Genomic DNA, 23,393 nt, shown 5'->3' with positions numbered 1-23,393 from the left:
CTGCGCCAAAGTTCAGATACCCGCTTTAAAATCAAAACCCTTGCAGGTTCGACAGTTTGCATGTCCTGTGATTACCTCTAAGAGTCTGGAACCGCTATCCATCAACGCCATATTGCGCGTGGTAGGCCAGCAGGGCGTCTTTGTGGGCATGTTCACCCGCAGAATCCAGGTACTCCACCAAATCAAAAAATGAAATAATGGAGGCTACACGGATACCCTGTGCCTCAATTTCCTGCAGGGTGGATTGTGTTCCGGTACCCCGCTCACAGCGGTTTAAAGCAATCACTACCCCCGTCAGCGTCCCTCCAGCCGCGGCAATACACTGCTTCGATTCCCGAAACGCGGTACCTGCGGTAATGACATCGTCAATCATGACGGTATTACCAGAAAGTGGGGCGCCAATCAGCATGCCTCCTTCACCATGGTCTTTGGCTTCTTTGCGGTTGAAGGTGACCGTTGCATGAACATTACGTTCAGCCAGTGCGATAGCGGTGGCAGTGGCAAGCGGCAGGCCTTTGTAGGCCGGGCCAAAAAGGTGCTCAAAGGGAATACGGTGAGCAAGAAGGGTATCGGCATAATGCCGTCCAAGCTCTCGCAATGCTTTCCCATCACAAAATAGGCCGGCATTGAAAAAATACGGACTCTGACGTCCCGATTTGAGGGTGAATGCCCCAAAACGCAAAACCTGGCGTGAGAGCGCGAGACGGATAAACGCTGTTTTAGATGCTTCCATGAAGTGCTACTCCTCTTCGGCGCGCAGCCACATGTATGTTTAAAGTATGCTGACGGTAGCAAAAATTGCCTCGAAAGGGAATCCGCCACCATTGCACACAATGTGCCCGCCAATGCGTCATGTTTTCTGCATGACAGGATGAAAAGTGCAATCCAGGCAAAAAAATCCTTAACAATCAATAAAAAACTGTTATGCTTGTTGCTGGGGATATTGTGAGACTTGTCGGGAAGCATTGAATTTCTGGCAGAGCCTCAGTGTCCAGCATCCTTGGAAAAGGATGCTTTGAGTATGCAGGTTAGTGATGAGAGAGGATAGCGAAATGTCGGTACGTGAGTCAGGCCGTGTTAAATGGTTTAACGATAAAAAAGGATTCGGTTTCATTGTCAACACCAACGGAGACGATATCTTTGTGCATTATAAAGATATACAGGGCGTTGGTTTTAAAACCCTGCCGGAAAATGCTGCAGTCACCTTCATCCTGGAGCGCGGTCCTAAGGGCTTTAAGGCGCAGGACGTTGTCGTGGTCGATTGCGAATAGGGCTTTTCCTCAGTCTGTGCATTCATAAAGACACTTGAATTAAAGCATGCGTGCTTACCGGAATATTTACGCATGCTTTAATTCAAGGTGAGTAACCTGTATGCAGGGCATTTTGTATGCCGCTTGTATGTGTCAGAATATCATTCACGCAAACGGGCGCGTGAAAATATGCGTTTGGGCTTCACTTGAAGCAGCAGCAACGGTGTTTGCGTTCATTCGCAACACTGATGAATCGCCAGAAATACAGCGTTTATCAGGATGTATCCTCATTCCCTGGCCACAAGCACACTGTGAATAAATCAAAAGACAGTGCTGGCGCGACATACGCGTTCCCATCTGTGTTACCGCAATCTTTATATCAAGGCAGGTTGGTTGCATGTATATATACATTTGCAGCCACATCTAAGGAATGAGGATGCGCCCTGATAGACTGCTGGATTGAGACTTTTGTAAAACCTTTCATTTTTGTATAAAATGGCTTCAGATTTTACCTTGAACGATGGAACCGTCATCATGACCCACAAACGCCCGGTTGCGGTAATTACAGGAGCGGCCAGCGGCATTGGGCTTGCGCTCAGCAAAACATGCCTGCATCGCGGCTATGACGTGGTGATGGCTGACAACGCGGTCACCGCTCTTTGCGATGCTGTTGAAGCGCTGTCCTCAGATGCTAAAACTTCTGAGGTGATGGGTGTTGTTTGCGATGTTTCCAATCCCTCGCGTGCGATGGAGCTTGCTCAGAAGACGTTCGAACGTTTTGGGCGCGTGGATTGGCTCGTTAATAATGCCGGGGTTTCCGGTGAGCTCGCACCTGTATGGGAGCAGGATATTTCGTCACTCAAGCGTGTGATGGATATCAATCTTTTTGGTGCGCTCCACTGTATCCAGGCGTTTATTCCGAAGCTTTTCGAGCAGACCCATGCCTCGCGCATCATAAACATGGCAAGCCTTTATGGTTTATGCAGCGGCTCTAACGTTGCGTCCTACGCGATGTCGAAGCATGCGCTGATTGCGTTGTCTGAATCGTTGCATTTTGATTTGCGCCGCCATGAAAAAAACGTCAAGGTGTCTGTTGTGTGTCCCTCTTTTGTTAATACGGCGTTTCTGAAGCAATCGCCAGACGCTGACCCCGTACAGTCTGTCATGGCAGACTGGCTGACGCGTGCGCGCTCGGCTGATGAGGTTGCCGAGCACATCGTAAAAGCCGCTGAAAATAATGTGTTTTATATTCTCCCCGACCGGGAAGTCAAACAGTACTGTGAAGAGCGCAGTAAGGCCATCGTTGAACAGACAGAGCCACATGTGCACAGTCTTGAAAAAGTAGTAGATGCGCTTGCAAGACGCGCGAGGCGTCAGGAACTGGCGTGAGCGAGGACTGGCTCTCGCGACACATTTTATGCCGCAAGCGCTTCCACATCTTCCTCACGTCGTTCACGAAACAGCAGCATGTAAAAGCCCAGCGCCCCAATGGCAAGTCCTACTGGTATAATTGCCACACCAAGGTTAACTGCTCCGGGAACCTGAGGCCCGCCCTGTGATTTAACCACAAGTCCAATTATCGTATGAAAGGCATACCCAAAGCTCATGATTATCATGTTGGCAATGGCGGTTGTTAATCCCGCAACACGTTCACTCGCCCATGTGGAAGCCTTGTAAATGGCAAGAATTTGATAGGCACAGCATACGCCGATAATGCCAAACACCATTGCTACCATAAACTGCGATGGTGAACTTATCATGAGGGAGAAAAACGCTCCCGCCATAACAAGACCTGATCCGGCGATAGTTGCCAGATAATTACCCGTTTTTTCTGCTACCAGACTCAAGAGCGGAGCACCAAAGCACATGCCCACAAAGATGACAGAGGGGAGGCTCGTTGCCATGATTTGATCAAAACCATAGTTCTGCTTCAGAAAGGCGGCGGCCCATACGTCTGCAAACCCCTCAAGTGGCCCCACCATCATTCCCGCCAGAATGCAGGACCAGACAATACGGCGGTTTGTCAGCACTTCCCATAAATCTGCTCGAATAGAGCTTTGCGGGACTGCGCGCATGTTGGGTACCAGTATCCAGGTAACAATTGCCAGCACACAGCCGGTGATTGCAAAAATCTTGATGACCGCATGGTATCCCAGTGCGTTATACAGATAGGTAACGGGGCCACCGCCATAAATTGCCCCCAGGAGACCAATGGTGACTGAGAAGCTGAGCAGGCGGGTAAAGCGCGATTCATCAAAGGTCATGCGGATAATCTTGAATGTTCCGAGAATGGCCGCTGAAGAACCTATTCCTATCATGACGCGACCAAGCACTGGATATATCCATGCGCTGGAGTAGAGCATCGGCAGCAGTCCAACTACAGTGAGCAGGATGCACACCGGCAAAACCCTGCGGGGGCCAAAGCGGTCCAGCATAATGCCGATAGGCAGGTGCATCAGGGAATAGCCTATGTAATAAACACCCGAGAACTGTCCAAAAAGTGCGGCGTCAATGTTGAACTGGTACATGATGTCGGAGAGCATTACATTGGGCATGACCCGTAAAATATACTGGTAGGCATAGAACAGGGAAGCGGTTACCCAGACGGTCCAGGCAAGTGCGCGAGATGTTGACATAAGGCTCATCCCAAAAAAAAATCCAAATAACGCTTGCTAAATAAGCAGCAAGGGTGGTAACCTGATAGTCCGCTTCAAAAAAAGTGGTTAATGATTTGGATGTAGCTTTTCAGGTTTTATACTCAAAAAGAGTAATTATATACCAAGGAGAGCATTATGCAACCAAGCGAATGGGAAATCATTATCCTTAAACCCACTCCCGTTTTTCTGTCATTCCTTGCTTCACAATTACCCGGTGTTGAGCTGCCGGTGCTGCCATTGCTGCAGACTGATAATACCGCGTATGTTATTCGGCGGCAAGCAAATGATGAAGCAACACTCGATGAAATTGAGCGACATTTTCCAAGGATGTTTCGCCATGAGATTCAACGCTGGCTGGGCGAGCAGGCCAATTGCGAACTTGAAGGCAGTTTCCTGGATTTTCTCTGCTGCTTCCGCTTTGAAATGCACAGCCAGATGGTACTCTTTGAAGACCGTTTAGAAGATGCCGTGCAGCTGCTTCGAGTGCGCCCCAAAACCGTTTTGCTTAAATGGATGAAGTCGGCTGTTGAAGGGAATGGTGAGCTTGTTGATATTCTCGAACGGGTCAATCTGACACAGCTTTCTGAAAATGCAACAGTGGTTGTCAGAAACTTTTCAACGCTTTCGGATATTAAGCCATTTTTGCGCGCAAACTGGCGACCTGTGTTTGAAGCTGAAATGCTCCGCATGTGTGATATGGAATCACAGTGGCCTGATGTGGAGTCATGGGAAGATTTTAACCGCTATTTTAATATCGCCATACATACGCAGGTGGTGCATCTTGAGCGGGAGGACTAATCATGGATCCGATTACCATCACAGTTATCTGCGCCGTAGCTTTCGGTGCCGTGGCGGCATTGTCCGTTTTTATCCGTCAGCTGATATTGAGCCGCGACAAGCGTCTTAACGATCTTGCGCAGCAGCGCGCGCTTTCGCGTGAAACCAAAGAACTCGAGAAGCTTCGTGAGCAGATGCAAAGTGAAAAGCGTTTTAACAATCACCATCAAATCCTTGGCGCCAACAAGGAGTCGATACAGTATTACGACCAGCGCATTAACGAAATTTTACAAAAGAAAAGCGATTTAATCATGCGCTACTCGGGGCTGAGCCTCAAGGAATCCGATGCCATTCTTGCAGGCGACTTGTCCCACGAGCGTAAAAACATGTGTGACAGGCTGCGCGAAGAAATTGACCGGGAAGTCGCGGCGTATGATGCGGAACTCCTGCAGATGCAGCAGCGGCGCAGTGCGGTTTGTGAGTCACATCGGGATCTTGAGGCGAATCTTCTTAAAGAAGAACGTGAACGCAACAAAAATCTGGATGAAATGTATCATCGTCATACAGGCGTTCTGGAAAAAGTGTTTTTACGCCATACGGATGATGTGGAGCGTGTTGCACTTCGCAGCATTGATGCAGGCACACACAGCTACGGAACCATGCTGCTGGCGCCATTTCGTTTTCTGACGCAGTTTTTCAAGAGCTCAGGTCGTACCTCTTCAGAGCGTTTTGAAGAGGAAAAGGATGCGCGTGATGATGTTGCCAGTATGGAAGACGCCATCAACGGCACTTCAACCCCTGAGGTTAAAAAGTTGCCGAAAGACGCGGCTGATAAAGCTTCGGATACAAAAAGTGGAAATTTCAGGATTTCTGCGGAATACAGTCCTGAATAACACTGGTGTAAGTGTCTTAAGCGCTTATGCGCTTAAGACACCATCATAGTGACTGATACGTTATTCCTTACCCATATCACGAAGAGCACGCCTCAGGATTTTACCCACGTTAGTTTTCGGAAGCTCACTCACAAACTCCACAATTTTCGGGATTTTGTAGGCGGTGAGATGCTCTCGGCAATAGGCAATGACATCTTCTTCTGTCAGAGAAGGGTCGCGTTTGACAATGAAAGCCTTAACGCGCTCCCCCGATTCATCAGAGGTGACGCCTACAACGCCCACTTCCATTACACCCGCCAGCATGCCGATGACCTGTTCAACCTCGTTGGGATAGACGTTGAAACCAGAGACAATAATCATGTCCTTTTTCCGGTCTACGAGGTAGACAAAGCCGTCTTCATCTACCCGAGCGATGTCGCCCGTTCGGAGATAGCCATCCTTGGTAAAGATTTTTGCTGTCTCATCGGGGCGATTCCAGTAACCCGGTGTGACCTGTGGTCCTTTAACACACAACTCTCCCAATTCACCAATTGAAAGTTCATTACCATCATCATCACGAATGCTGATGTCCGTGGAGGAAATGGGAAGACCAATACTGCCGTTATACTCTTCGAGGTACATTGGGTTGATGGTGACTGCCGGACTGGTTTCCGTTAACCCATAAGCTTCGAGTACGCGCGATTTCGTCATATCGTGCCAGCGCAGCGAAACGCTCTTTTGCAGTGACATGCCACCAGACAAAGCGAGCTTCACTTTAGAGAAGTCAATTTCGCTGAAGTGCGGGTTATTCATCATGGCATTAAAAAGGGTATTAACGCCTGTTATGGCGGTAAAGCCGCAATTTTTGATTTCCTTGATAAAATGCGGAATATCACGCGGGTTCGTTATCAGAATGTTTTTGGCACCCTCACGCAGGAACGTCAGGCAGTTCGCGGTCAGTGAGAAAATATGATAGAGCGGCAGGGCGGTAACGATAATATCGGTTTCACCGAGATTAAGTGGCGAAATCCACCCATAGGCCTGCAGCACATTCGCAACCATGTTACCGTTAGTGAGCATGGCGCCTTTTGCTACACCGGTTGTACCTCCGGTGTATTGCAGGAAGGCGATGTCTTCATGCGAGAGAGAAACTTCACGAAGGCTGCCCTGTGCTCCACGCTTCAAGGCATCGTTAAAGGAAACCGCATCTGGTATGTACCAGGAAGGAACCATCTTTTTCACATGGCGAATGACGGCATTCACGATGATACGCTTGATTGGCGAGAACAAATCGCCAATTTCTGTCACGATGACATGTTTCAGTCCGGTGTGTGGCAGTGACTTTTCAACCGTCTTCGCAAAATTGGCAAGTACGACAATAATCTCGGTACCTGAGTCGTTAATCTGGTGCGTCAGCTCATCACTGGTGTAAAGGGGATTGGTATTGACTACAACTCCACCTGCACGCAGGATGCCATATAGTGCCACCGGGTATTGCAATACGTTTGGCATCATGATGGCTACGCGATCGCCTTTTTTCAAGCCAATCTGCTGAAGATATTTGGCAAAAGCGAGGCTTTTGCGGTCAAACTCTGCATACGTGAGCGTTGAGCCAAGATTTTCATAGGCAACGCGGTCTGAAAAACGCAGGCAGGACTCGTCAATCATCTGTGCAAGCGAGCGAATGCGCTCATACTCACCGCGGTCAATTTCGTGCGGGACGCCTTCCTGGTAATTTTTTAGCCAAATTTTATCCACGTTTTCGTCCTTCAGTTATACTGGTCCTCGTGATAGTATAATCAAAAAATTTAAGGATGGATATCGGAATATGCCCGATAAGACAGTGAAATCTCAAGCATTCCGCCTGAAAGGGCGTCTCTATACGCTGACCGTGCTGCATGTGCAGGATGCCAATCCTGAGACTATCGCGCTTCAGCTTGCCGAACTGACGGCAAAAGCACCGCGTCTTTTTGAGCATGCGCCCCTGGTGCTCGATGTATCCGCCTTTGATGATGCAACCCTCGATATCAACGCAATAGTCGATGCCGTTCGCGGTTGTGGTCTTTTCCCGGTGGCGCTTCAGGGAGCGATTCCGGGGCTTGCGCATGCGGCAAAGCAGCTGAGTCTCGGTGTGCTCAACAGTTCATCCACAAACGACAAACCGCTTGAAATGCACGATGAAGCAATGCCACAGACAGTTGCTGCTTCTGCAGTGCCTTCAGAAGGGGGGCGCAATAAAACGATTACCGCACCAGTTCGTTCTGGCCAGCAGGTTGTCGGAAAAGGGGGAGACCTCATCGTTGCGGCGTCCGTCAGCCATGGTGCGGAACTGCTTGCAGATGGGAATATTCACGTCTATGGCCCGCTGCGCGGACGGGCACTCGCCGGTATTTCCGGTGACAGAAGCGCGCGCATTTTCTGTCAGTCACTGGAGGCCGATCTTGTGTCCATCGCGGGCTTTTATCGCTTGAGTGATGCCATACAGCCCTTTGACCGCCCATGCCAGATTTACCTTGAAGGGGACAGCCTTCAGATTGAGCCTTTATGATTGAAGCGGTTTTTATTTCCGATTTACATTTACACCCTGATGAAAAAGCGGTTTGTGAGCGTTTTGAGGCTTTTATAGCGTTTGCAGCATCGCATGTACGCAGAGTCTACCTCCTTGGCGATTTTTTCCATGCCTGGGCGGGGGATGACACCATGGATTCCTGGAGTGAGGCGATTGCCGCGCGCCTTAAATCCCTGGCAGAAGCTGGTGTTGAGACCTGTTTTCTGCATGGCAACCGTGATTTTCTTCTGGGCGAGGCATTCGCCGCACGTGCTCACATGCGCCTTCTTTCTGAGCCATGCATTATAACGCTCGCAGGACAGCCATTACTCCTTGTACACGGAGATTCACTCTGTACCCGTGATACCCGTCACCAGTGGTTTCGTGCCTTGACGCGAAACCCGGTCTTTATTCGTGCCTTTCTCTGCCTGCCGCGGGCGTTACGACACCGCCTTGTCAATGGCGTGCGTCGTTTAAGCCGGCAGCGTGTTCCGGGAAATTACATGGACGTTGTACCAGAGGCAGTCGAAGCGCTTTTTAAAAAGACAGGACAGAGCGTAATGGTACACGGGCACATCCATCGCAGCGGTACAACCACCCATACCGTTGAAGGACGTGAATGCACGCGTTTTGTTTTGAGCGACTGGGATGACGATCCACAACTGTTGTGTTATGATATGTCAAAGGGACTTTATTTTATCCAACTTTCTGCCGTTCAGGGGGTAAGCAATGAGTACTGATAAAGACAAAACCGATGCCAGTATCCGTAAGGCACTTGCGGATGAAATCGCTGAGAAGCAAAAAAAAGAAAATGACGAGCGTCAGGCGAAAATGCGCGAAGCCCTAAACAGCGAACGCGTGGCAAGACGCGCAGAAACGGATATGACGAACCGTCGCGAGGCTGACAGGCTCTGGGAAATCAGCAATAAAAGTGCGCAGGATTTGATTAATTCAGGCGCGCAGGCTTACGCTGACTATATAGCCTCCAGTCAGGAAATTGTTAAATCGCTTATTACCCTTGTAGATGCCATGAGTGCACGCTTCCCCATCCCGAAAATTCTGCGTGATGTCGGAATTCGTCCGGCAGTTAAGAAAATTGATGCTGGCATCGACATGCTGGTTGACAAAGTGAGCGATATCTTTTCATCTGACCCGGCCGCGACACCCATTCCCATGCCAACCCTGCAGCATAACATTGAAATGGGCGATGACAACAAGCTGAATCTGTTTCGCGACAGTAATCCGCAAATGGTTGATGCTGCAAAAGTCGCTGTCAGTCGTGATGATAACCTTGAGCTTCATCCTGTGCACAAGGAAAAAATCGGTACGCACATTCTCTATTGGCTCAAGCAACAAGGCTATGAACCAGGCAGTGAGCCCGGAACGTTCAAGAATGCGGCTGATGATACACTGCTGACCAAAGACGCGTTTGCGAGTTTGCGTGATGACCCGGTCAATGGTCTTGGTGCTTCACTCAAAACCAAATTCGGCCTGAATTTTGAAAAACAGGAAGACGAAGATTTGGATATGGATTTTCCAACGCCTCCTTAATATTTCAACCGGAATGAATGATGGATGATGCACGACCCATGGACAGTGACACCAGTACTTACAGCCTGATTACAGCGGGTCAGATTCTTGAGAAATACCCGCTGTACCTTAACGAAAAGGCGCGAGCCAGCATTCCGCGCCGTCCCGGTTGTGTCTATCACCTGCTGCTTCAGGTGCCGCTGCGCATGCTTTTGAACGGGATTATCCTCCAGCAGGCACATGATTATCAGGTCTATGTCCAGAAACTTTTTGTCGATTATCTTCTGTCAGGTGAATCAAGCCGTGATGAGAGCGCACCGGGTGCTCTGACACGTGAAGACCTCGAAGCCGAGCGCATAAAAGTCGTTGAGCTTTCTCAAGCCTTTCAGGCATTTGAACGCACACATGCACGCAGCATGAGTGAGAGCCAGGAAGCCCTCACGATAGTGGCGAGAGACTGGCGGGAAGCGGTTGAAGCCAGTGCGCTTCGAATGGCTCCCGTGCTGAAAAAGGCTGGTATATCGACTACCGCCAATTCGGTCTTTCATGGCGTGATGGATGCATTTGCCCACGTTGAAGGTCGACTCTCCGTGCAGTCTGAGGAATTTTGGGATTCCTTTGGCGAGCGTTGCGGCAAAGCCATTGATGAACCCCTGCGCAAGGCACTGCTGCCGCTCCTGCCTGATGTGACAGCCTTTATTAAGCAAGTACAGGCGAGCGCTACCGTCTGGGATGTTCGGGCGCATGAACAGGGAGATGAGGTACGCCGCTTTCGCAAAAATTACTACGATGCCATTCTCAAAACCGGCGAACTGCTGGCCTTGCTGCCAGAATACCGCAAGGATGAAAATCGCGACGTGGAAAATCGCGAACTGCTTTATTTCGATGCACATCTTGGCGGAGATGCTGGCGCGTCCTGACAGAGAACGCTGCCACCATCGGCGTATTCCTGAGTGCGATTGTAAACACCTCTGTCCGAGTGCTCTCCATTCGTGTATAATGCGCGTTTTTATACACTTGTGGAGATGGTCATGGCCAAAGAACTCACCCTTTCGATTATCAAACCTGATGCAGTTGCCCGCTCAGTCATTGGCGAAATCTATACACGCTTTGAGAAAGCAGGGCTTGATATCGTAGCTGCCCGCATGGCTCAGCTTTCCCGCGAGCAGGCAGAAGGATTTTACGCCGTACACCGCGAGCGTCCTTTTTTTGGTGCCCTTGTTGACTTCATGATTTCAGGTCCAGTGATGATTCAGGTTCTGCATGGCGAAAACGCAGTTGCCAAAAATCGCGATTTGATGGGTGCAACTAATCCTAAAGAAGCCGCTCCCGGCACCATTCGCGCAGACTTTGCTGAAAGCATTGATGCTAACGCCGTTCACGGTTCCGACAGTGCTGAAAATGCTGCGACTGAAATCGCCTTTTTCTTCGAGCCGCACGAACTTTGCCTGCGCAATAACGACTGATAGTGGTGTGCCATGTCGGAAAAAGTCAATCTGCTTAATTACACCCAGGAAGGCCTGAAGGCGTTTTTTACCGAAATAGGTGAACCGTCTTTTCGTGCACGCCAGCTGATGCAGTGGATTCATCAGAATGGGCTAAGTGATTTTGACCGCATGACTAATCTTGGAAAGGGGCTTCGTGAGAAGCTCCGTTCCCTCGCTGAGGTACGTGCGCCCGAACTGGCCAGCGAACACATCTCGGAAGACGGTACGCACAAATGGCTGCTGCGGCTTGACTGTGGCAACAGCATCGAAACCGTCTTTATTCCCGAAGCAAAACGCGGAACCCTTTGCGTGTCGTCTCAGGTCGGATGCGGTCTGAACTGCAGCTTTTGCTCCACCGCCAAACAGGGGTTTAACCGCAATCTCACTACCGCAGAAATCATCGGTCAGGTATATTTTGCCGTACGCGCGCTTTCACGTGCGGACGGTGCGCATGATAAACGGGTCACGAATGTCGTCATGATGGGCATGGGAGAGCCGTTGCTCAATTTTGACAATGTGGTAGGCGCCATGAGTCTCATGATGGACGATTTCGCCTATGGACTTTCAAAGCGGCGAGTCACGCTCAGCACGTCTGGTGTGCTGCCGGCACTTGAACGCCTTAAAACCGCAAGTCCGGTCGCGCTCGCGGTGTCACTGCATGCACCTAATGATGCCCTGCGTGATATTCTGGTGCCCATCAACAAAAAATACCCGCTTGTAGAGCTGATGAACATTTGCCGCACCTATTTTCCAAAGGGCAGCAAACGGTATGTCACGTTTGAATACGTGATGTTAAAAGGGGTCAACGATACGAGGCAGCATGCTGAAGAACTGGCAAAGCTCGTTGCCAACGTGCCCTGCAAGGTCAACCTCATTCCTTTCAATCCCTTTCCACATGCGGGATATGAGCGCTCAACGAAAGACACTATCAATGCCTTTCGCGACTACCTGATGTCCAAAGGCATTAACACTATTACCCGCAAAACCCGAGGCGATGACATAGATGCTGCCTGCGGACAGCTTGCCGGTGAGTTTCAGGACAGAACCAGCCGTTCAGCGCGCTGGCAGACACTGCATTTTTCGCCAGCACCAAAGACTGCTTCCAGAGAGGGTGAATCGCGGTTATAATGACGCTTTTTTAGCGGGTAGCAGGCAGGTTTTTGTGGCGCAATGGATGCTGGCGCTGGTGTTAGTGCTCTTTCTGACCGGGTGCGTGCATGAGGCAGATGCGGAAAACTCCGTAGCTGCGGCGGTGGAGGCTCCCAATCCTGAGCGCGCCGCTCTATACAATACCCGATTGGGACTTGCCTACCTTAAGCAGGGTGATTTCCCCCGTGCAAAACGCAAACTGGTTCATGCCTTAAAACTGGCGCCAGATTACCCACAGGCCAATGCGGCAATGGGTTGGTACCTTGAACATACCGGTGAGCCAGCAGGGGCTGATGTGTACTACCGTAAAGCGGTGCGCAACGCTCGAGAAAGCGGCGCTCAATGCAATAACTACGGCGCTTTTCTTTGCCGGCAGGGAAAGTACAATGAAGCACAGCGCTGGTTTGCAGTCGCGGTGCGGGACGCGGCCTACTCGAACACCGCGGGTGTTTACGAAAATTCGGGCCTCTGTGCGCGTGCTGCGGGCGACAGAACACTGGCAACGCAGGCTTTTGAGAAGGCACTTGCACAGGATGCAGGACGTTCGCAATCCCTCGAAGCGCTGGCAGCAATGGCGCTGCAGGATGGAAATGCCCTGAAAGCACGTAAACTGTTGCGGGAACACATGGAATTGACGCACAATGACGCGCATCTGCGCGCTTTGGCAGTAAAGGCTGAGGCAATGGCAGGGAAGGCGGAATTTTCCGCGCAGGATGGCGCGCAGACGCCCGGAAAAAATTATCGGAGCAAGGCATGAACACCACAACATATACAGAAGAATCACCTGTACCTGGTTCACAAAAGCCAGGCGCGCTGCTTGCGGGCGTGCGCATGCAGAAGGGCTACAGTACCGAGTACGTTGCCGGAAAGCTACACCTTCGGGTCAATATGATTGAACTGCTCGAAGCAGATGCCTACCATAAAATGCCGGAACCTGTTTTTATAAAAGGCTATCTGCGCGCTTATGCAAAATTACTGGGCGTGCGCCCCGATCCGCTCCTTGAGGTATTCAATGGCCTCCACCATGAAGAGCGTTCATATGAGAAACCTCTGTGGCAGTCTCGCCGTGTAGAACCGCATCGCGATCACCGCATGATTCGCTGGATGACAGCAGTCTTTGCCCTTGGACTGCTGGTGGCAATCGGTCTTTGGTGGCAGTCAAGCCGAGGCGAGCAGCACGGATTTTTTACCGCACATTCCACCGCTGAGAATGCGGCTACGGCAAGTGCAGAAAGCCCTGAATCAGAAATTCGCCTGACGGATTTGTCCCGCATGGAGTCTTTGCTGAGTGCGCCACAGGAAACGCTGACACCGCTGGAGCAGACGGGTGAGTGACAGGATTCAGGCAATACGCGGGATGAACGATGTGCTGCCCGCACAAACCGGAGCCTGGCGCTGGCTTGAGCGCACACTCGCTGAATCGATGAGCCAGTATGGCTATGCTGAAATTCGTTTTCCGATAGTGGAAAGTACCAGCCTTTTTCGCCGCAGCATTGGTGATGTGACTGATATCGTTGAAAAGGAAATGTATTCTTTTACTGATCTTAACGGCGAGAGCATTACCCTGCGACCGGAGGGAACCGCGGGCTGCGTACGTGCCTGTCTCGAGCACGGACTTCTGCACAACCAGCAACAGCGTCTCTGGTACATGGGTCCCATGTTTCGGCACGAGAAACCCCAAAAAGGCCGTTACCGCCAGTTTTGTCAGTTTGGCGTTGAAGCGTTTGGGATTGCGGGGGTGGCAATTGAACTTGAGCTTCTGGCACTGACCGCACGCCTTTGGGAGCGGCTTGGCATTCGTGAGTATCTCTCCCTTGAGGTAAACACCATAGGCACGCTGGCTGAGCGCTACCGCTACCGCGAATCGCTGGTTGAGTGGTTCAGCGCAAACCGCGATGCGCTGGATGAAGACAGCGTGCGCCGGCTGGATAAAAACCCGATGCGTATTCTCGACAGCAAAAATCCTGCCTTGCGTGACATAATCAGTGCCGCCCCTAAACTTCAGGATATGCTGGAGCCAGAAAGCCGCGCCCACTTTGAGGCGCTCTGCAGCGGCCTCGAGGCGCTCGGCATGAATTATCGCGTGAATCCGCATCTGGTTCGTGGACTGGATTATTACGGACACACGGTGTTTGAATGGGTAACAGACCGTCTCGGGAGTCAGGCGACAGTTTGTGCCGGTGGACGCTACGATGCACTTGTCGAACATCTGGGTGGTTCTGCGACACCCGCCGTAGGTTTTGCACTGGGTATGGAGCGCCTGTTACTGCTGCTTGAGAGTTGTGGTATTACTCATACCGATGAGCGCTCACCACTTGTTTACTTGATTTGCGCTGATGGCGCGCCGCAGCTTCACGCCCTGCGTCTTGCTGAAACCCTCCGTGCCTCCCTGGATGGTGGCGGAGTCATCGTTAATACGGGCGGCGGCAGTTTTAAGAGTCAGTTTAAAAAAGCCGATCGCTCCAGCGCGCGCTTTGCGGTTATTCTTGGCGAGGAAGAGTGTGCTTCTGGCATGGTCGGGCTTAAGGATCTGCGAGAAGGCGGGGAACAGACAAGCGTGTCGGAATCGGTACTTGCTGCATTATTGCTCGCACGAGTCGCGGGTTAGGTCAATTGGGGTTGGAGAGGAAACATGACGGTATACAGAACGGAAGACGAACAAATTGAGGCCATTAAAAATTTCTGGAAACGTTACGGTAACCTCATAACGCTGGTTTTATCCTGCGTGCTGCTCATTGCTGCGGGTGTGCGTTACTGGAACTGGCACACTGAAAAACTGCAGCTGCAGGCATCTGCCACGTTTGAACGGATGATGTATGCCTTTTCAAACCACAATAACCGCGAAGTGCGCTCCTATGCCAACACCCTCGTAAACGAGTATGGAAAATCGGTGTATGCCGATGGTGCACGTCTGGCGCTAGCCAAACTTTACGTGGAAAAGAGTCAATACGATAAGGCACAGGAAGCACTCGAACAGGTAGGTGCTCACTCTGCGATGCCCGCATTGCGTCAGGTCGCTAAAATTCGCCTGAGCCGCGTGCTTGCCGCTCAAAAAAACTGGGATAAGGCGCTGGCAGCGCTCGCACAGCTTGATGATGCAGCGTACCTGCCGGAAATTAATGAACTCAAAGGGGATATTTTTGCATCTACCGGCCATTATCAACAGGCGGTAGCATCCTACCAGGAAGCGATTCGCGAGGTCAGGACCCATGGAATGGGCAACCTCTTTCTTGAAATGAAAACCAATGAACTAGCAGCCCTGACTCAGGCCGGGAATAAAAACACGAGTGCGCTGCAATCAGCCCAGGTATAAATGCTCATGAAACCAGAAATTCATCGTAGTGGGGTAAGACTGTCACCGGTTCTGGGTCTTATCGGTCTGCTCTCAATCACGGCCTGTTCTAAAATTGACGATTACATGCTTGGAAAGGACAATACGCCAAAACCTTCTGAACTGCAGCCACTGAAAAACCGAGTCGCCGTTAAGGAAGTATGGTCTGTACCCGTTTCAAAGCCACAAAAAAACAGTGCCTATCTCAAGCTTAAGCCTGTGGTTCGGGGGAATCTCCTCTACACGGCAGACGCTTCTGGTCTGGTGCAGGCAATTGAACGCAATAACGGTAAAGTACTCTGGTCTCGCCAGCTTACAGAGCGTCTGGTCAGTGGACCAGCAGTAGAGGCCGGTGTTGTGGCAGTTGGTACCGATGCTTCAGGCCTTATCATCATGAAACAGTCCGATGGCAGCATCTCCTGGAAGGCGCAGCTATCCGGTGATGTGCTCTCGCATCCGGTTATTGCAAAAGACCGTGTTCTTGCAAAAACCATTGACGGCAATCTTTACGCATTTGCAGTTGCCAGTGGCAAAAAATTATGGATTTCCGATCATGGTGCGCCGGACCTGGCACTTAAGGCCAGCTCTTCACCCGTTGTGGTTGATAATCGCATTGTGCTGGCAGGTTACGCTGATGGCCGCATGGATGCTGTCGATCTTGAGACCGGAAAGCTCTTATGGCAGCGCTCCATCGCTTTTGCAAGTGGTGCCAGCGATGTGGAGCGTCTCGTTGACATTGATGCTGACCCTGTTGTCAGAGGCGATGTGGCGCTCCTTGCGAGCTATCAGGGCTATGTAGGCGCGCTTTCACTCGGTAATGGCGAATTTATCTGGAAAAAACCTGCTTCAACCTATAAAAACGTTGCGACGGATGCCACTAATCTCTATATGACCGACAGTAATGATGTGGTCTGGGCGATTAATCGCAGCAACGGGCAGGTAGCATGGAAGCAGGAGGGGCTCAAGGCGCACGGCCTCACTGAACCGGTACTTGTCGCGGGTAAAGTGCTTGTGGGAGACCGTACCGGTTATCTGCATGCGCTTTCCGCGGAAAATGGTGAGTTTCTTGCCCGTACCGCGCTTGGCTCGGCGGTAGAGCTTGCTCCGGCCGTTTCAGGTAATCAGGTGTATGTGTTTACTGCTAACGGAAGGCTTAATCAGTTGTCAGTGGGGTAGTATGCTTCCAGTTGTGGCCCTTGTGGGCCGACCCAATGTGGGAAAATCAACGCTTTTCAACCGTTTGACGCGCACCCAGGATGCACTGGTTGCCGACTTTCCGGGCCTTACACGTGACCGGCAATATGGTCAGGCGAGCGCGAACGGTGCGGAATTTATTGTAGTTGACACGGGTGGTATCGGTGTCGATGATGCGGCAGTCGATGCGCTGATGTCACGTCAGAGCGCTTCTGCCATCGAAGAAGCAGACTGCATTTTCTTTCTGGTAGACGCGCGCTCCGGAATCACTGGCGTTGACCGAACCATTGCCGACAGGCTGCGCCGAGTTAATAAGCCAGTGTATGTGGTCGTTAACAAAGCAGAAAGTCTGGATGAAGATGTCGCATGCTCGGAATTTCACGCCTTTGGATTTTCTGCCGTGTTTCCAATCTCTGCGGCACACGGGCGCGGAATTGCCGATTTACTCGCGCATTTTCAGGACGCGTTACCTGCTGTTGAAGCAGAGACTCCTGAAGCATCGGAGGGGATTCGTATCGCATTTGTGGGGCGGCCGAATGTCGGTAAGTCTACCTTGATAAACCGCATGCTTGGTGAAGAGCGGGTGGTTGTCTATGACATGCCCGGAACCACCCGTGACAGCATTGCGATTCCGTTTTCACGCGATGGACACGATTATGTCCTTGTTGACACGGCAGGCGTACGCCGCCGTTCCCGCGTGGATGAGAAAATTGAAAAGTTCTCCATTATTAAAACACTACAGGCCATCCGCGAAGCGAATGTGTGCGTGGTACTCATTGACGCGCAGGAAGGGCTTACCGAACAGGACATGCATTTGCTCGGCTTTGTGATTGAAGCCGGAAAAGGCCTTGTTGTTGCAGTGAATAAGTGGGATGGGCTTTCTGATGAGAGTCGTAAAGCAGTGATGGACACGCTGGAGCGGCGCCTCCAGTTTACCCGCTTTGCGACAACGCGAACCATTTCAGCACTTCATGGCAGTGGGGTCGGGGTGTTGTTTCGTGATATTGAAAAGGCCTATGCCTCCGCTACACAATCGCTCTCAACGCCGCATCTGACGCGCCTCTTACAGGAGCTTGTTACCCGACATGCTCCGCCATTGGTTAACGGGCGGCGAATCAAGTTACGCTATGCACACGCCGGCGGTCATAATCCGCCAGTTATTGTCATACATGGCAATCAGCTCGGCGCACTGCCAGACAGCTATAAACGCTATCTTACCAACGCGTTTGTTGAAGCGCTTAATATGGTAGGTACCCCTTTAAAGCTTGAGTTTCGTGGCGGTGAAAATCCGTATCGCAACAAACCTAACAAACTATCAGCGCGCCAGGTCAATCGTAAAAAGCGCCTGATGCGCCATGTAAAGCGCAAGAAGTAGAAGATTAAGCATAATTGTTGTATAGTAACGGCAATTTTTCGGATACTGAGCCATGAAACCTATAACCAGGGATATCCTGTTAACGCTGCTGTTTAAATTCACCCTGCTGTTTGTGCTCTGGTGGGTGTGTTTTCATGACGTGGAGCGTGGTCATCTTACCCAGACTGAATGGTTACTGGGTTCATTGGTTCAGAGTGCGCAGGCACATTCTGAGTGATGGCATTGAGGCGCCTGCCACGGTATGAAGGCGGGCGTACTGAACAGCGTCATCAGCGTGTGTCTGTGATTGATACCCACGACACGCGAGGTTGCTCATGATACCTGCCGGTGCGGTAGTAGAGCTTTCACGGTTACAGTTTGCCCTGACAGCACTCTATCATTTTCTGTTTGTTCCTTTGACCCTTGGTCTTTCTTTACTGCTTGCCATTATGGAAACCGTCTATGTAATGACGGGGCGCGAGATTTGGCGCCAGATGGTCAAATACTGGGGTGTACTTTTTGGTATTAACTTTGTCCTTGGTGTCGCCACGGGACTTACCATGGAGTTCCAGTTTGGTACCAACTGGTCCTATTATTCCCACTATGTAGGGGATGTGTTTGGGGCGCCGCTGGCCATTGAGGGACTGATGGCATTTTTCCTTGAGGCCACGTTTGTGGGACTCTTTTTCTTTGGCTGGGCACGTCTTACAAAGTTGCAGCACCTGGCCAGTACCTGGCTGCTGGCGCTCGGCACCAATCTTTCGGCCCTCTGGATTCTCATTGCCAATGGCTGGATGCAAAATCCTGTAGGCGCGCACTTTGATTATCAGACGATGCGCATGGAGGTTACGAGCTTTGCAGAGGTCATGTTCAACCCGGTTGCTCAGGCCAAGTTCGTACATACCATCAGTGCCGGTTATGTCACGGGCGCTGTTTTTGTGCTGGCTATCAGTGCGTGGTTTCTGCTTCGGGGGCGCAATATCGCCTTTGCAAAGCGTTCGATGACCGTTGCAATTTCATTTGGGCTGGCATCCGCGCTGTCAGTAGTGGTGCTGGGCGATGAAAGCGGTTATGTCGCAAACAGCAACCAGAAAATGAAAATTGCCGCCATGGAGGCCATGTGGCATACGGAAAAAGCCCCGGCATCGCTGACGGTATTCGGTATTCCTGACAAGGCTACGGCGACTACACGTTATGCCATTGATATCCCATGGGCACTGGGCATTATTGCGACCCGTTCTTTTACTGAGCAGCTTGAAGGCATATCAGAGCTGATTGAAGAAGGAAAAGAGCATATTCGTCACGGGATGCTGGCCTATGAAGCCTTAACCGTACTGCAAAAGAATCCTTCGGATGAAATGGCACGTGAGCGTTTTGAAGATTATGGCGATTACCTCGGTTATGGTCTGTTGCTGAAAAAATACACCGAGAAGGTGGTGGATGCGACTGAAGATCAGATTAACCGTGCGGCCAATGATTTACAGCCGAACGTGTTGCCGCTCTTTTTCTCGTTTCGCATTATGGTGGCGTGTGGGCTCTTCCTGATTTTTCTCTTTGCTACAGGCTTTTATCTGACGATTCGTCGCCGTGCCCATTCTGCTCGCTGGTATCTGCACCTCGCCTTCTGGTCGCTGCCTCTTCCATGGCTTGCCGCAGAGCTTGGCTGGGTAGTTGCCGAATACGGTCGCCAGCCCTGGGTGGTGCAGGGGGTCTTGCCAACGTTTATGGGAACATCCTCTGTGAGCACGGGTCAGCTGCTTACCTCACTCTCAGGTTTTGTGCTTTTTTACACGGCACTGGCCGTTGTTGAGTTGTGGTTAATGGTCAAGTATATCCGTCTTGGCCCTGATGGAATGCAGGCACACCTGCAAGGAGTGTAAAATGCCAATAGATTATGAAACCCTGAGGGTTATCTGGTGGGTATTGCTCGGCGTGCTGCTGGCAGGCTTTGCCATCATGGACGGTTTTGACCTCGGGGTGGCCATGTGGCTGCCCTTTTTTGGGCGCAACGACACTGAGCGGCGCATCCTGATAAACACTATCGGACCGACCTGGGAGGGGAATCAGGTATGGTTTATTCTTGGGGGAGGCGCGATTTTTGCCGCCTGGCCCGCGCTTTATGCGCTCTCGTTCTCAGGTTTTTACCTTGCAATGCTTGTTGTACTGCTGGCGCTGATTCTGCGACCGGTGGGATTTAAGTACCGCTCAAAAATCAACAGCCCGCTCTGGCGCAGTGTCTGGGACTGGGCATTGTTCACGGGCGGCTTTGTACCGGCACTCATTTTCGGTGTGGCTGTGGGAAATGTGCTGCAGGGAGTGCCTTTCTTTTTTGACACGGAATTGCGACCGTTTTATACCGGTACTTTTTTTGAGCTGCTGAATCCGTTCGCGCTTTTATGCGGCGTTTTATCCGTGGTGATGCTGATGATGCACGGCGCTTTTTTCCTGAATACTAAAACCCTTGATGAGCTGCAGGCGCGTGCACGTTCCGGCGGGCGTGTGCTGGCATTTTTAACGGTGTTGCTCTTTATTTTTGGAGGTGCCGCACTGTTTTACGCCATTGACGGTTATGTACTGACGGGTTTTGTGCCGCATGACGGACCTTCCAATCCGCTTTACAAAGGCGCAATGCAGCAGGAGGGTGCCTGGTTTGCAAACTATGCGGCCATACCAATTACGCTGGTAGCGCCACTCATGGGAATTTTTGGCGCATTGATGGCGGCGCTGTCTGCTTCGAAGCCAAAATTTGCCTTTGTCTGCAGCGCATGCAGTCTATTTGGGATTGTGACGACCGTTGGCGTCAGCATGTTTCCATTCATCCTGCCCTCATCCACTCATCCCGGCAACAGCCTGACCGTCTGGGACAGCTCTTCCAGCCAGATGACATTGACCATCATGCTGGTGGCAACCGTTGTGTTTTTACCCCTGGTGCTTGCTTATACGGCCTGGGTATACCGGGTGCTGCGCGGCCCGGTGACAGCACAAACTCTTAAAGACAACGCGGATACGGCTTACTAGGAGGCGTGATATGTGGTACTTTTCATGGATTTTGGGTACGGGCCTTGCCTGTACCTTTGCCATACTCAATGCCATATGGCTTGAGCATGATGAAAAATAAGATGTATGTAATATTCAGGTCGTGTTGACATATATACGAATCCTGGTTGTAAAGGGAGTCTGTTAGATGCCGTATGCTTTTTTTAACGTGAAAGAACCTGGTAAAATGGTGGTGCAGGCTATCAATCTGTTGTCATTTTCCATCTCTTTGTATCACTGCCTGGCGAAGCACCCTGATGATGTCAATCACGGTGAGGAAGGGGTGAATATGGCAGTCTCTGCGCTTAATTTTTTTGCAGCCGGTAATGAGCACGGTGCACCTTTAAGTCTTGGTCTCGTCTTTTTGAATACCTTTCGCGCTGGAAGCGCATTCAGGGAGATGAATGCAAAGCATCCAGACATTTCACAGGGGGCGGCGGTTCTTAACATGATTAACGCCCTGACGTCCATTGCCGGCGAACTTGCCCCACGCTCGCCGGTGGTTCATCGATTATAACGCGCGTTCCGGTGGCGCCACCGCCACCGGGTAAGTCGATGAAATCTTCATTCAGCCAGCGTGCATCTTCTACAAACATGCGTACGCACCCATGACTTGCCGGAAATCCTGGCACCTCACTGCTGCCGTGAAGGGCATAGCCACGAAAGAAATGCATGCACCATGGCATTTGTGCGCCACCGTTAACGCCGTTTGAACGGCGTGGAAAGACAGTTGATACGCACGAATCATCCTGCTTGCGAATGACGCGAAAATACCCTGTGGGCGTGTGACAGCCGCCGCGTACGCCCGGACAATACTCAATGCCAGGCGAAATCGGCCCCCACCAGAGCAGCTCACCATCGGCATCATAGGCACCAAAGGCCAGCTGTTTCTGGCTGACATAAATGGTTTTTTCACCGCTCGATTCGATGTAGCGCGGAAAAGGGGAGACATCGTAAATGCTGAGCCGCTCAAGATGACGGGGAACAGCGATTATCATGCCAGGGCGCAGGCGAATATTCATACGGTTAACTCGCCGCACAAGATCCTGTTCATCCATATTGGGAAAGAGGTTATCCCAGGTTTCGCCGGATTTGACTGCATGGCAGGCATAATCAGGATCATTGCAGAGCGTCTGGCCAAAACGAGTCTGTTGTGCCTGCCCGATACTACTGAGTACCAGCAGGACAAGTGCTGACAGTATCTGCCTGTACATCATGCCTCCGATACGGAATTCTGTATTTCCTTAGCGGCATTCCACCAGAATACTTGAGTGACTTAAGTGGACAAAAGTCAGTGATGAACTCACGTCCGCAATTTGAAAAACTCTTGATCGTGTGTTACGTTTTCACTTGGGCGTGCACGACATGTTGCACGCATCCGCACTTTACACCACAACTTGAGGAAGGGACTATTCATGGATCTGAACATCAAACCGACACTGCGAGCTGTTATGGCTGTATCACTTCTTGGTATGTCTGCAGCAGGCTTTGCCGCCAGTGGACAACTTGTTGTTGTAAACTCGCTGGCAGTTGTTGCCGGTGGCAGCACCGGATCATCCGCATCCAGCGTTTCCGTAGTGGTTAACGATGCTACGGGTCCCTGCTCAACGACTGGTACACTTGCCTACAATGGCGTGCTGACAGTTAAGTGGGATGACACCAAGACCCACTCTGCCACGCAATGCACCGACATCACCAGCGTGGATGTAACAGCACTGAAAACCGCCGCCGGTGTTGTTCAGTATGACAGTACCGCTAACACAACTCCTCCTGCAGTGGCAACGGCTCCTACAAACTTTGTAGCGCCAACCACCAAAACTGCTAATCTTGCTCTGATGGTTACCGGAGGTACATCTGCTGCCATGACCAACAGTGCAACGTCCTGGGGATCAGCCGTTGGTGTGGCACCGGTTTATCTTACCACAAACGGTCTGCTGGATACCTGTGGTATCATGGGTGCTGTAGGCATGGCAGGTCTTAAGGCTGCAAACTTCATGCACCGCTATGGCGTAATGCCTGCTGGTGCCAGCGCTTACCAAAACTGGTAATTTCAAAACTCTGGCACGCGGTCTAAGCGTGTCAGAGTTTTTCTTTTTTTGTAACCATTCACCACGTTCACCTGCACTCAAATCTGACTTTTCCCCTAAAGCATTCAAAATGTGGTGAATAGATACTTTTTTTTACGACAAAAACGTTGATTTCAGGGTA

At 51.1% G+C, this 23,393-nt stretch carries 26 protein-coding genes; 22 read left to right on the top strand and 4 right to left on the bottom strand.

Annotation, left to right across the window (positions count from 1 at the left end; genetic code table 11):
* Nucleotides 1-94: 94 nt before the first annotated feature.
* Nucleotides 95-733: an orotate phosphoribosyltransferase gene (gene pyrE / locus E4T54_RS02175; RefSeq protein ID WP_028387085.1), complete on the bottom strand. Its 639-nt coding sequence runs from the start codon at nt 731-733 to the stop codon at nt 95-97.
* 319 nt (nt 734-1,052) lie between these two features.
* Here pyrE and E4T54_RS02170 point away from each other — a divergent pair, with 319 nt between their 5' ends.
* Both E4T54_RS02170 and E4T54_RS02165 read left to right on the top strand, forming a co-directional pair.
* Nucleotides 1,053-1,271, top strand: coding sequence for a cold-shock protein (locus E4T54_RS02170; RefSeq protein ID WP_028387086.1), 219 nt, complete (start codon nt 1,053-1,055; stop codon nt 1,269-1,271).
* Nucleotides 1,272-1,784: 513 nt separating this feature from the next.
* Nucleotides 1,785-2,639 carry an SDR family NAD(P)-dependent oxidoreductase gene (locus E4T54_RS02165; RefSeq protein WP_028387088.1) on the top strand — a complete coding sequence of 285 codons (855 nt, stop codon included), beginning with the start codon at nt 1,785-1,787 and terminating at the stop codon, nt 2,637-2,639.
* 26 nt (nt 2,640-2,665) lie between these two features.
* On the opposite strand, the gene E4T54_RS02160 is transcribed toward E4T54_RS02165, so the two are convergent.
* Nucleotides 2,666-3,886, bottom strand: coding sequence for an MFS transporter (locus E4T54_RS02160; protein WP_028387089.1), 1,221 nt, complete (start codon nt 3,884-3,886; stop codon nt 2,666-2,668).
* Between the two features lie 156 nt (nt 3,887-4,042).
* Here E4T54_RS02160 and E4T54_RS02155 point away from each other — a divergent pair, with 156 nt between their 5' ends.
* Together E4T54_RS02155 and E4T54_RS02150 are read left to right on the top strand one after the other, a co-directional pair.
* Complete coding sequence (locus E4T54_RS02155; protein WP_028387090.1) at nt 4,043-4,705, top strand: hypothetical protein; 663 nt, start codon at nt 4,043-4,045, stop codon at nt 4,703-4,705.
* A 2-nt stretch (nt 4,706-4,707) separates the two neighbouring features.
* Nucleotides 4,708-5,577 carry a hypothetical protein gene (locus E4T54_RS02150; protein ID WP_051551016.1) on the top strand — a complete coding sequence of 290 codons (870 nt, stop codon included), beginning with the start codon at nt 4,708-4,710 and terminating at the stop codon, nt 5,575-5,577.
* A gap of 60 nt (nt 5,578-5,637) precedes the next feature.
* On the opposite strand, the gene E4T54_RS02145 is transcribed toward E4T54_RS02150, so the two are convergent.
* Nucleotides 5,638-7,314, bottom strand: a complete 1,677-nt coding sequence (locus tag E4T54_RS02145; RefSeq protein ID WP_028387091.1) for an AMP-binding protein — start codon at nt 7,312-7,314, stop codon at nt 5,638-5,640.
* Nucleotides 7,315-7,384: 70 nt separating this feature from the next.
* On the opposite strand from E4T54_RS02145, the gene minC reads away from it, so the two are divergent.
* The 17 genes from minC (at nt 7,385) to E4T54_RS02065 (ending at nt 21,702) form a co-directional block, all read left to right on the top strand.
* Entirely contained in the window at nt 7,385-8,104 is a 720-nt protein-coding gene (gene minC, locus E4T54_RS02140) for a septum site-determining protein MinC (protein WP_028387092.1), read from the top strand.
* The gene (locus E4T54_RS02135; RefSeq protein ID WP_028387093.1) at nt 8,101-8,844 is read left to right on the top strand and encodes a UDP-2,3-diacylglucosamine diphosphatase; all 744 of its coding nucleotides are present in this window, start codon (nt 8,101-8,103) and stop codon (nt 8,842-8,844) included. The genes minC and E4T54_RS02135 overlap by 4 nt, the downstream gene beginning before the upstream one ends.
* A complete protein-coding gene (locus E4T54_RS02130; protein ID WP_028387094.1) occupies nt 8,834-9,655 on the top strand; it encodes a hypothetical protein in 822 nt (273 codons plus the stop codon). The genes E4T54_RS02135 and E4T54_RS02130 overlap by 11 nt, the downstream gene beginning before the upstream one ends.
* Nucleotides 9,656-9,675: 20 nt before the next feature.
* Entirely contained in the window at nt 9,676-10,554 is an 879-nt protein-coding gene (locus E4T54_RS02125; protein WP_028387095.1) for a hypothetical protein, read from the top strand.
* Between the two features lie 111 nt (nt 10,555-10,665).
* Nucleotides 10,666-11,100, top strand: a complete 435-nt coding sequence (ndk, locus tag E4T54_RS02120; protein WP_028387096.1) for a nucleoside-diphosphate kinase — start codon at nt 10,666-10,668, stop codon at nt 11,098-11,100.
* A gap of 12 nt (nt 11,101-11,112) precedes the next feature.
* Complete coding sequence (gene rlmN / locus E4T54_RS02115; RefSeq protein WP_035903452.1) at nt 11,113-12,249, top strand: dual-specificity RNA methyltransferase RlmN; 1,137 nt, start codon at nt 11,113-11,115, stop codon at nt 12,247-12,249.
* Nucleotides 12,233-13,027: a type IV pilus biogenesis/stability protein PilW gene (pilW, locus tag E4T54_RS02110; protein WP_131793707.1), complete on the top strand. Its 795-nt coding sequence runs from the start codon at nt 12,233-12,235 to the stop codon at nt 13,025-13,027. Before rlmN ends, pilW begins: the two co-directional genes overlap by 17 nt.
* Nucleotides 13,024-13,605 carry a helix-turn-helix domain-containing protein gene (locus E4T54_RS02105; RefSeq protein ID WP_028387097.1) on the top strand — a complete coding sequence of 194 codons (582 nt, stop codon included), beginning with the start codon at nt 13,024-13,026 and terminating at the stop codon, nt 13,603-13,605. Before pilW ends, E4T54_RS02105 begins: the two co-directional genes overlap by 4 nt.
* A 22-nt stretch (nt 13,606-13,627) precedes the next feature.
* Nucleotides 13,628-14,878 (top strand): histidine--tRNA ligase, encoded by a 1,251-nt coding sequence (hisS, locus tag E4T54_RS02100; RefSeq protein ID WP_238582775.1) that lies wholly within the window; start codon nt 13,628-13,630, stop codon nt 14,876-14,878.
* Between the two features lie 24 nt (nt 14,879-14,902).
* Nucleotides 14,903-15,583 carry a YfgM family protein gene (locus E4T54_RS02095; RefSeq protein WP_028387099.1) on the top strand — a complete coding sequence of 227 codons (681 nt, stop codon included), beginning with the start codon at nt 14,903-14,905 and terminating at the stop codon, nt 15,581-15,583.
* A 6-nt stretch (nt 15,584-15,589) separates the two neighbouring features.
* Entirely contained in the window at nt 15,590-16,777 is a 1,188-nt protein-coding gene (bamB, locus tag E4T54_RS02090; RefSeq protein WP_081776802.1) for an outer membrane protein assembly factor BamB, read from the top strand.
* Between the two features lies 1 nt (nt 16,778).
* A complete protein-coding gene (gene der / locus E4T54_RS02085; RefSeq protein ID WP_028387101.1) occupies nt 16,779-18,170 on the top strand; it encodes a ribosome biogenesis GTPase Der in 1,392 nt (463 codons plus the stop codon).
* 52 nt (nt 18,171-18,222) lie between these two features.
* Nucleotides 18,223-18,387 (top strand): cytochrome oxidase putative small subunit CydP, encoded by a 165-nt coding sequence (gene cydP, locus E4T54_RS11975; protein WP_165476896.1) that lies wholly within the window; start codon nt 18,223-18,225, stop codon nt 18,385-18,387.
* 97 nt (nt 18,388-18,484) lie between these two features.
* Nucleotides 18,485-20,029, top strand: coding sequence for a cytochrome ubiquinol oxidase subunit I (locus E4T54_RS02080; RefSeq protein WP_028387102.1), 1,545 nt, complete (start codon nt 18,485-18,487; stop codon nt 20,027-20,029).
* A gap of 1 nt (nt 20,030) precedes the next feature.
* Entirely contained in the window at nt 20,031-21,167 is a 1,137-nt protein-coding gene (cydB, locus tag E4T54_RS02075; RefSeq protein ID WP_028387103.1) for a cytochrome d ubiquinol oxidase subunit II, read from the top strand.
* Between the two features lie 10 nt (nt 21,168-21,177).
* Nucleotides 21,178-21,267 (top strand): cytochrome bd-I oxidase subunit CydX, encoded by a 90-nt coding sequence (cydX, locus tag E4T54_RS02070; protein ID WP_035903454.1) that lies wholly within the window; start codon nt 21,178-21,180, stop codon nt 21,265-21,267.
* Nucleotides 21,268-21,333: 66 nt separating this feature from the next.
* Nucleotides 21,334-21,702 carry a hypothetical protein gene (locus E4T54_RS02065; RefSeq protein ID WP_028387104.1) on the top strand — a complete coding sequence of 123 codons (369 nt, stop codon included), beginning with the start codon at nt 21,334-21,336 and terminating at the stop codon, nt 21,700-21,702.
* Here the strand turns inward: E4T54_RS02065 and E4T54_RS02060 are convergent.
* Nucleotides 21,638-22,402 (bottom strand): L,D-transpeptidase, encoded by a 765-nt coding sequence (locus E4T54_RS02060; protein WP_115152817.1) that lies wholly within the window; start codon nt 22,400-22,402, stop codon nt 21,638-21,640. The genes E4T54_RS02065 and E4T54_RS02060 overlap by 65 nt on opposite strands.
* A gap of 198 nt (nt 22,403-22,600) precedes the next feature.
* On the opposite strand from E4T54_RS02060, the gene E4T54_RS02055 reads away from it, so the two are divergent.
* Nucleotides 22,601-23,233 (top strand): hypothetical protein, encoded by a 633-nt coding sequence (locus tag E4T54_RS02055; protein WP_051551018.1) that lies wholly within the window; start codon nt 22,601-22,603, stop codon nt 23,231-23,233.
* Nucleotides 23,234-23,393 lie beyond the last annotated feature (160 nt).

This window comes from Legionella geestiana (assembly GCF_004571195.1).
Classification (GTDB): Bacteria; Pseudomonadota; Gammaproteobacteria; order Legionellales; family Legionellaceae; genus Legionella_B; species Legionella_B geestiana.
This window is presented reverse-complemented; position numbering and strand designations above follow the sequence as displayed.

Coding starts and splice junctions, on each gene's coding strand:
- cydP (WP_165476896.1), top strand. CDS start 18,223: ATGAAACCTATAACCAGGGATATCCTGTTAACGCTGCTGTTTAAATTC.
- cydX (WP_035903454.1), top strand. CDS start 21,178: ATGTGGTACTTTTCATGGATTTTGGGTACGGGCCTTGCCTGTACCTTT.
- E4T54_RS02095 (WP_028387099.1), top strand. CDS start 14,903: ATGACGGTATACAGAACGGAAGACGAACAAATTGAGGCCATTAAAAAT.
- E4T54_RS02055 (WP_051551018.1), top strand. CDS start 22,601: ATGGATCTGAACATCAAACCGACACTGCGAGCTGTTATGGCTGTATCA.
- E4T54_RS02165 (WP_028387088.1), top strand. CDS start 1,785: ATGACCCACAAACGCCCGGTTGCGGTAATTACAGGAGCGGCCAGCGGC.
- ndk (WP_028387096.1), top strand. CDS start 10,666: ATGGCCAAAGAACTCACCCTTTCGATTATCAAACCTGATGCAGTTGCC.
- pyrE (WP_028387085.1), bottom strand. CDS start 733: ATGGAAGCATCTAAAACAGCGTTTATCCGTCTCGCGCTCTCACGCCAG.
- E4T54_RS02155 (WP_028387090.1), top strand. CDS start 4,043: ATGCAACCAAGCGAATGGGAAATCATTATCCTTAAACCCACTCCCGTT.
- E4T54_RS02060 (WP_115152817.1), bottom strand. CDS start 22,402: ATGATGTACAGGCAGATACTGTCAGCACTTGTCCTGCTGGTACTCAGT.
- rlmN (WP_035903452.1), top strand. CDS start 11,113: ATGTCGGAAAAAGTCAATCTGCTTAATTACACCCAGGAAGGCCTGAAG.
- der (WP_028387101.1), top strand. CDS start 16,779: ATGCTTCCAGTTGTGGCCCTTGTGGGCCGACCCAATGTGGGAAAATCA.
- bamB (WP_081776802.1), top strand. CDS start 15,590: ATGAAACCAGAAATTCATCGTAGTGGGGTAAGACTGTCACCGGTTCTG.
- E4T54_RS02160 (WP_028387089.1), bottom strand. CDS start 3,886: ATGTCAACATCTCGCGCACTTGCCTGGACCGTCTGGGTAACCGCTTCC.
- E4T54_RS02150 (WP_051551016.1), top strand. CDS start 4,708: ATGGATCCGATTACCATCACAGTTATCTGCGCCGTAGCTTTCGGTGCC.
- cydB (WP_028387103.1), top strand. CDS start 20,031: ATGCCAATAGATTATGAAACCCTGAGGGTTATCTGGTGGGTATTGCTC.
- E4T54_RS02080 (WP_028387102.1), top strand. CDS start 18,485: ATGATACCTGCCGGTGCGGTAGTAGAGCTTTCACGGTTACAGTTTGCC.
- E4T54_RS02130 (WP_028387094.1), top strand. CDS start 8,834: ATGAGTACTGATAAAGACAAAACCGATGCCAGTATCCGTAAGGCACTT.
- E4T54_RS02125 (WP_028387095.1), top strand. CDS start 9,676: ATGGATGATGCACGACCCATGGACAGTGACACCAGTACTTACAGCCTG.
- E4T54_RS02170 (WP_028387086.1), top strand. CDS start 1,053: ATGTCGGTACGTGAGTCAGGCCGTGTTAAATGGTTTAACGATAAAAAA.
- minC (WP_028387092.1), top strand. CDS start 7,385: ATGCCCGATAAGACAGTGAAATCTCAAGCATTCCGCCTGAAAGGGCGT.
- E4T54_RS02135 (WP_028387093.1), top strand. CDS start 8,101: ATGATTGAAGCGGTTTTTATTTCCGATTTACATTTACACCCTGATGAA.
- E4T54_RS02065 (WP_028387104.1), top strand. CDS start 21,334: ATGCCGTATGCTTTTTTTAACGTGAAAGAACCTGGTAAAATGGTGGTG.
- E4T54_RS02105 (WP_028387097.1), top strand. CDS start 13,024: ATGAACACCACAACATATACAGAAGAATCACCTGTACCTGGTTCACAA.
- hisS (WP_238582775.1), top strand. CDS start 13,628: ATGAACGATGTGCTGCCCGCACAAACCGGAGCCTGGCGCTGGCTTGAG.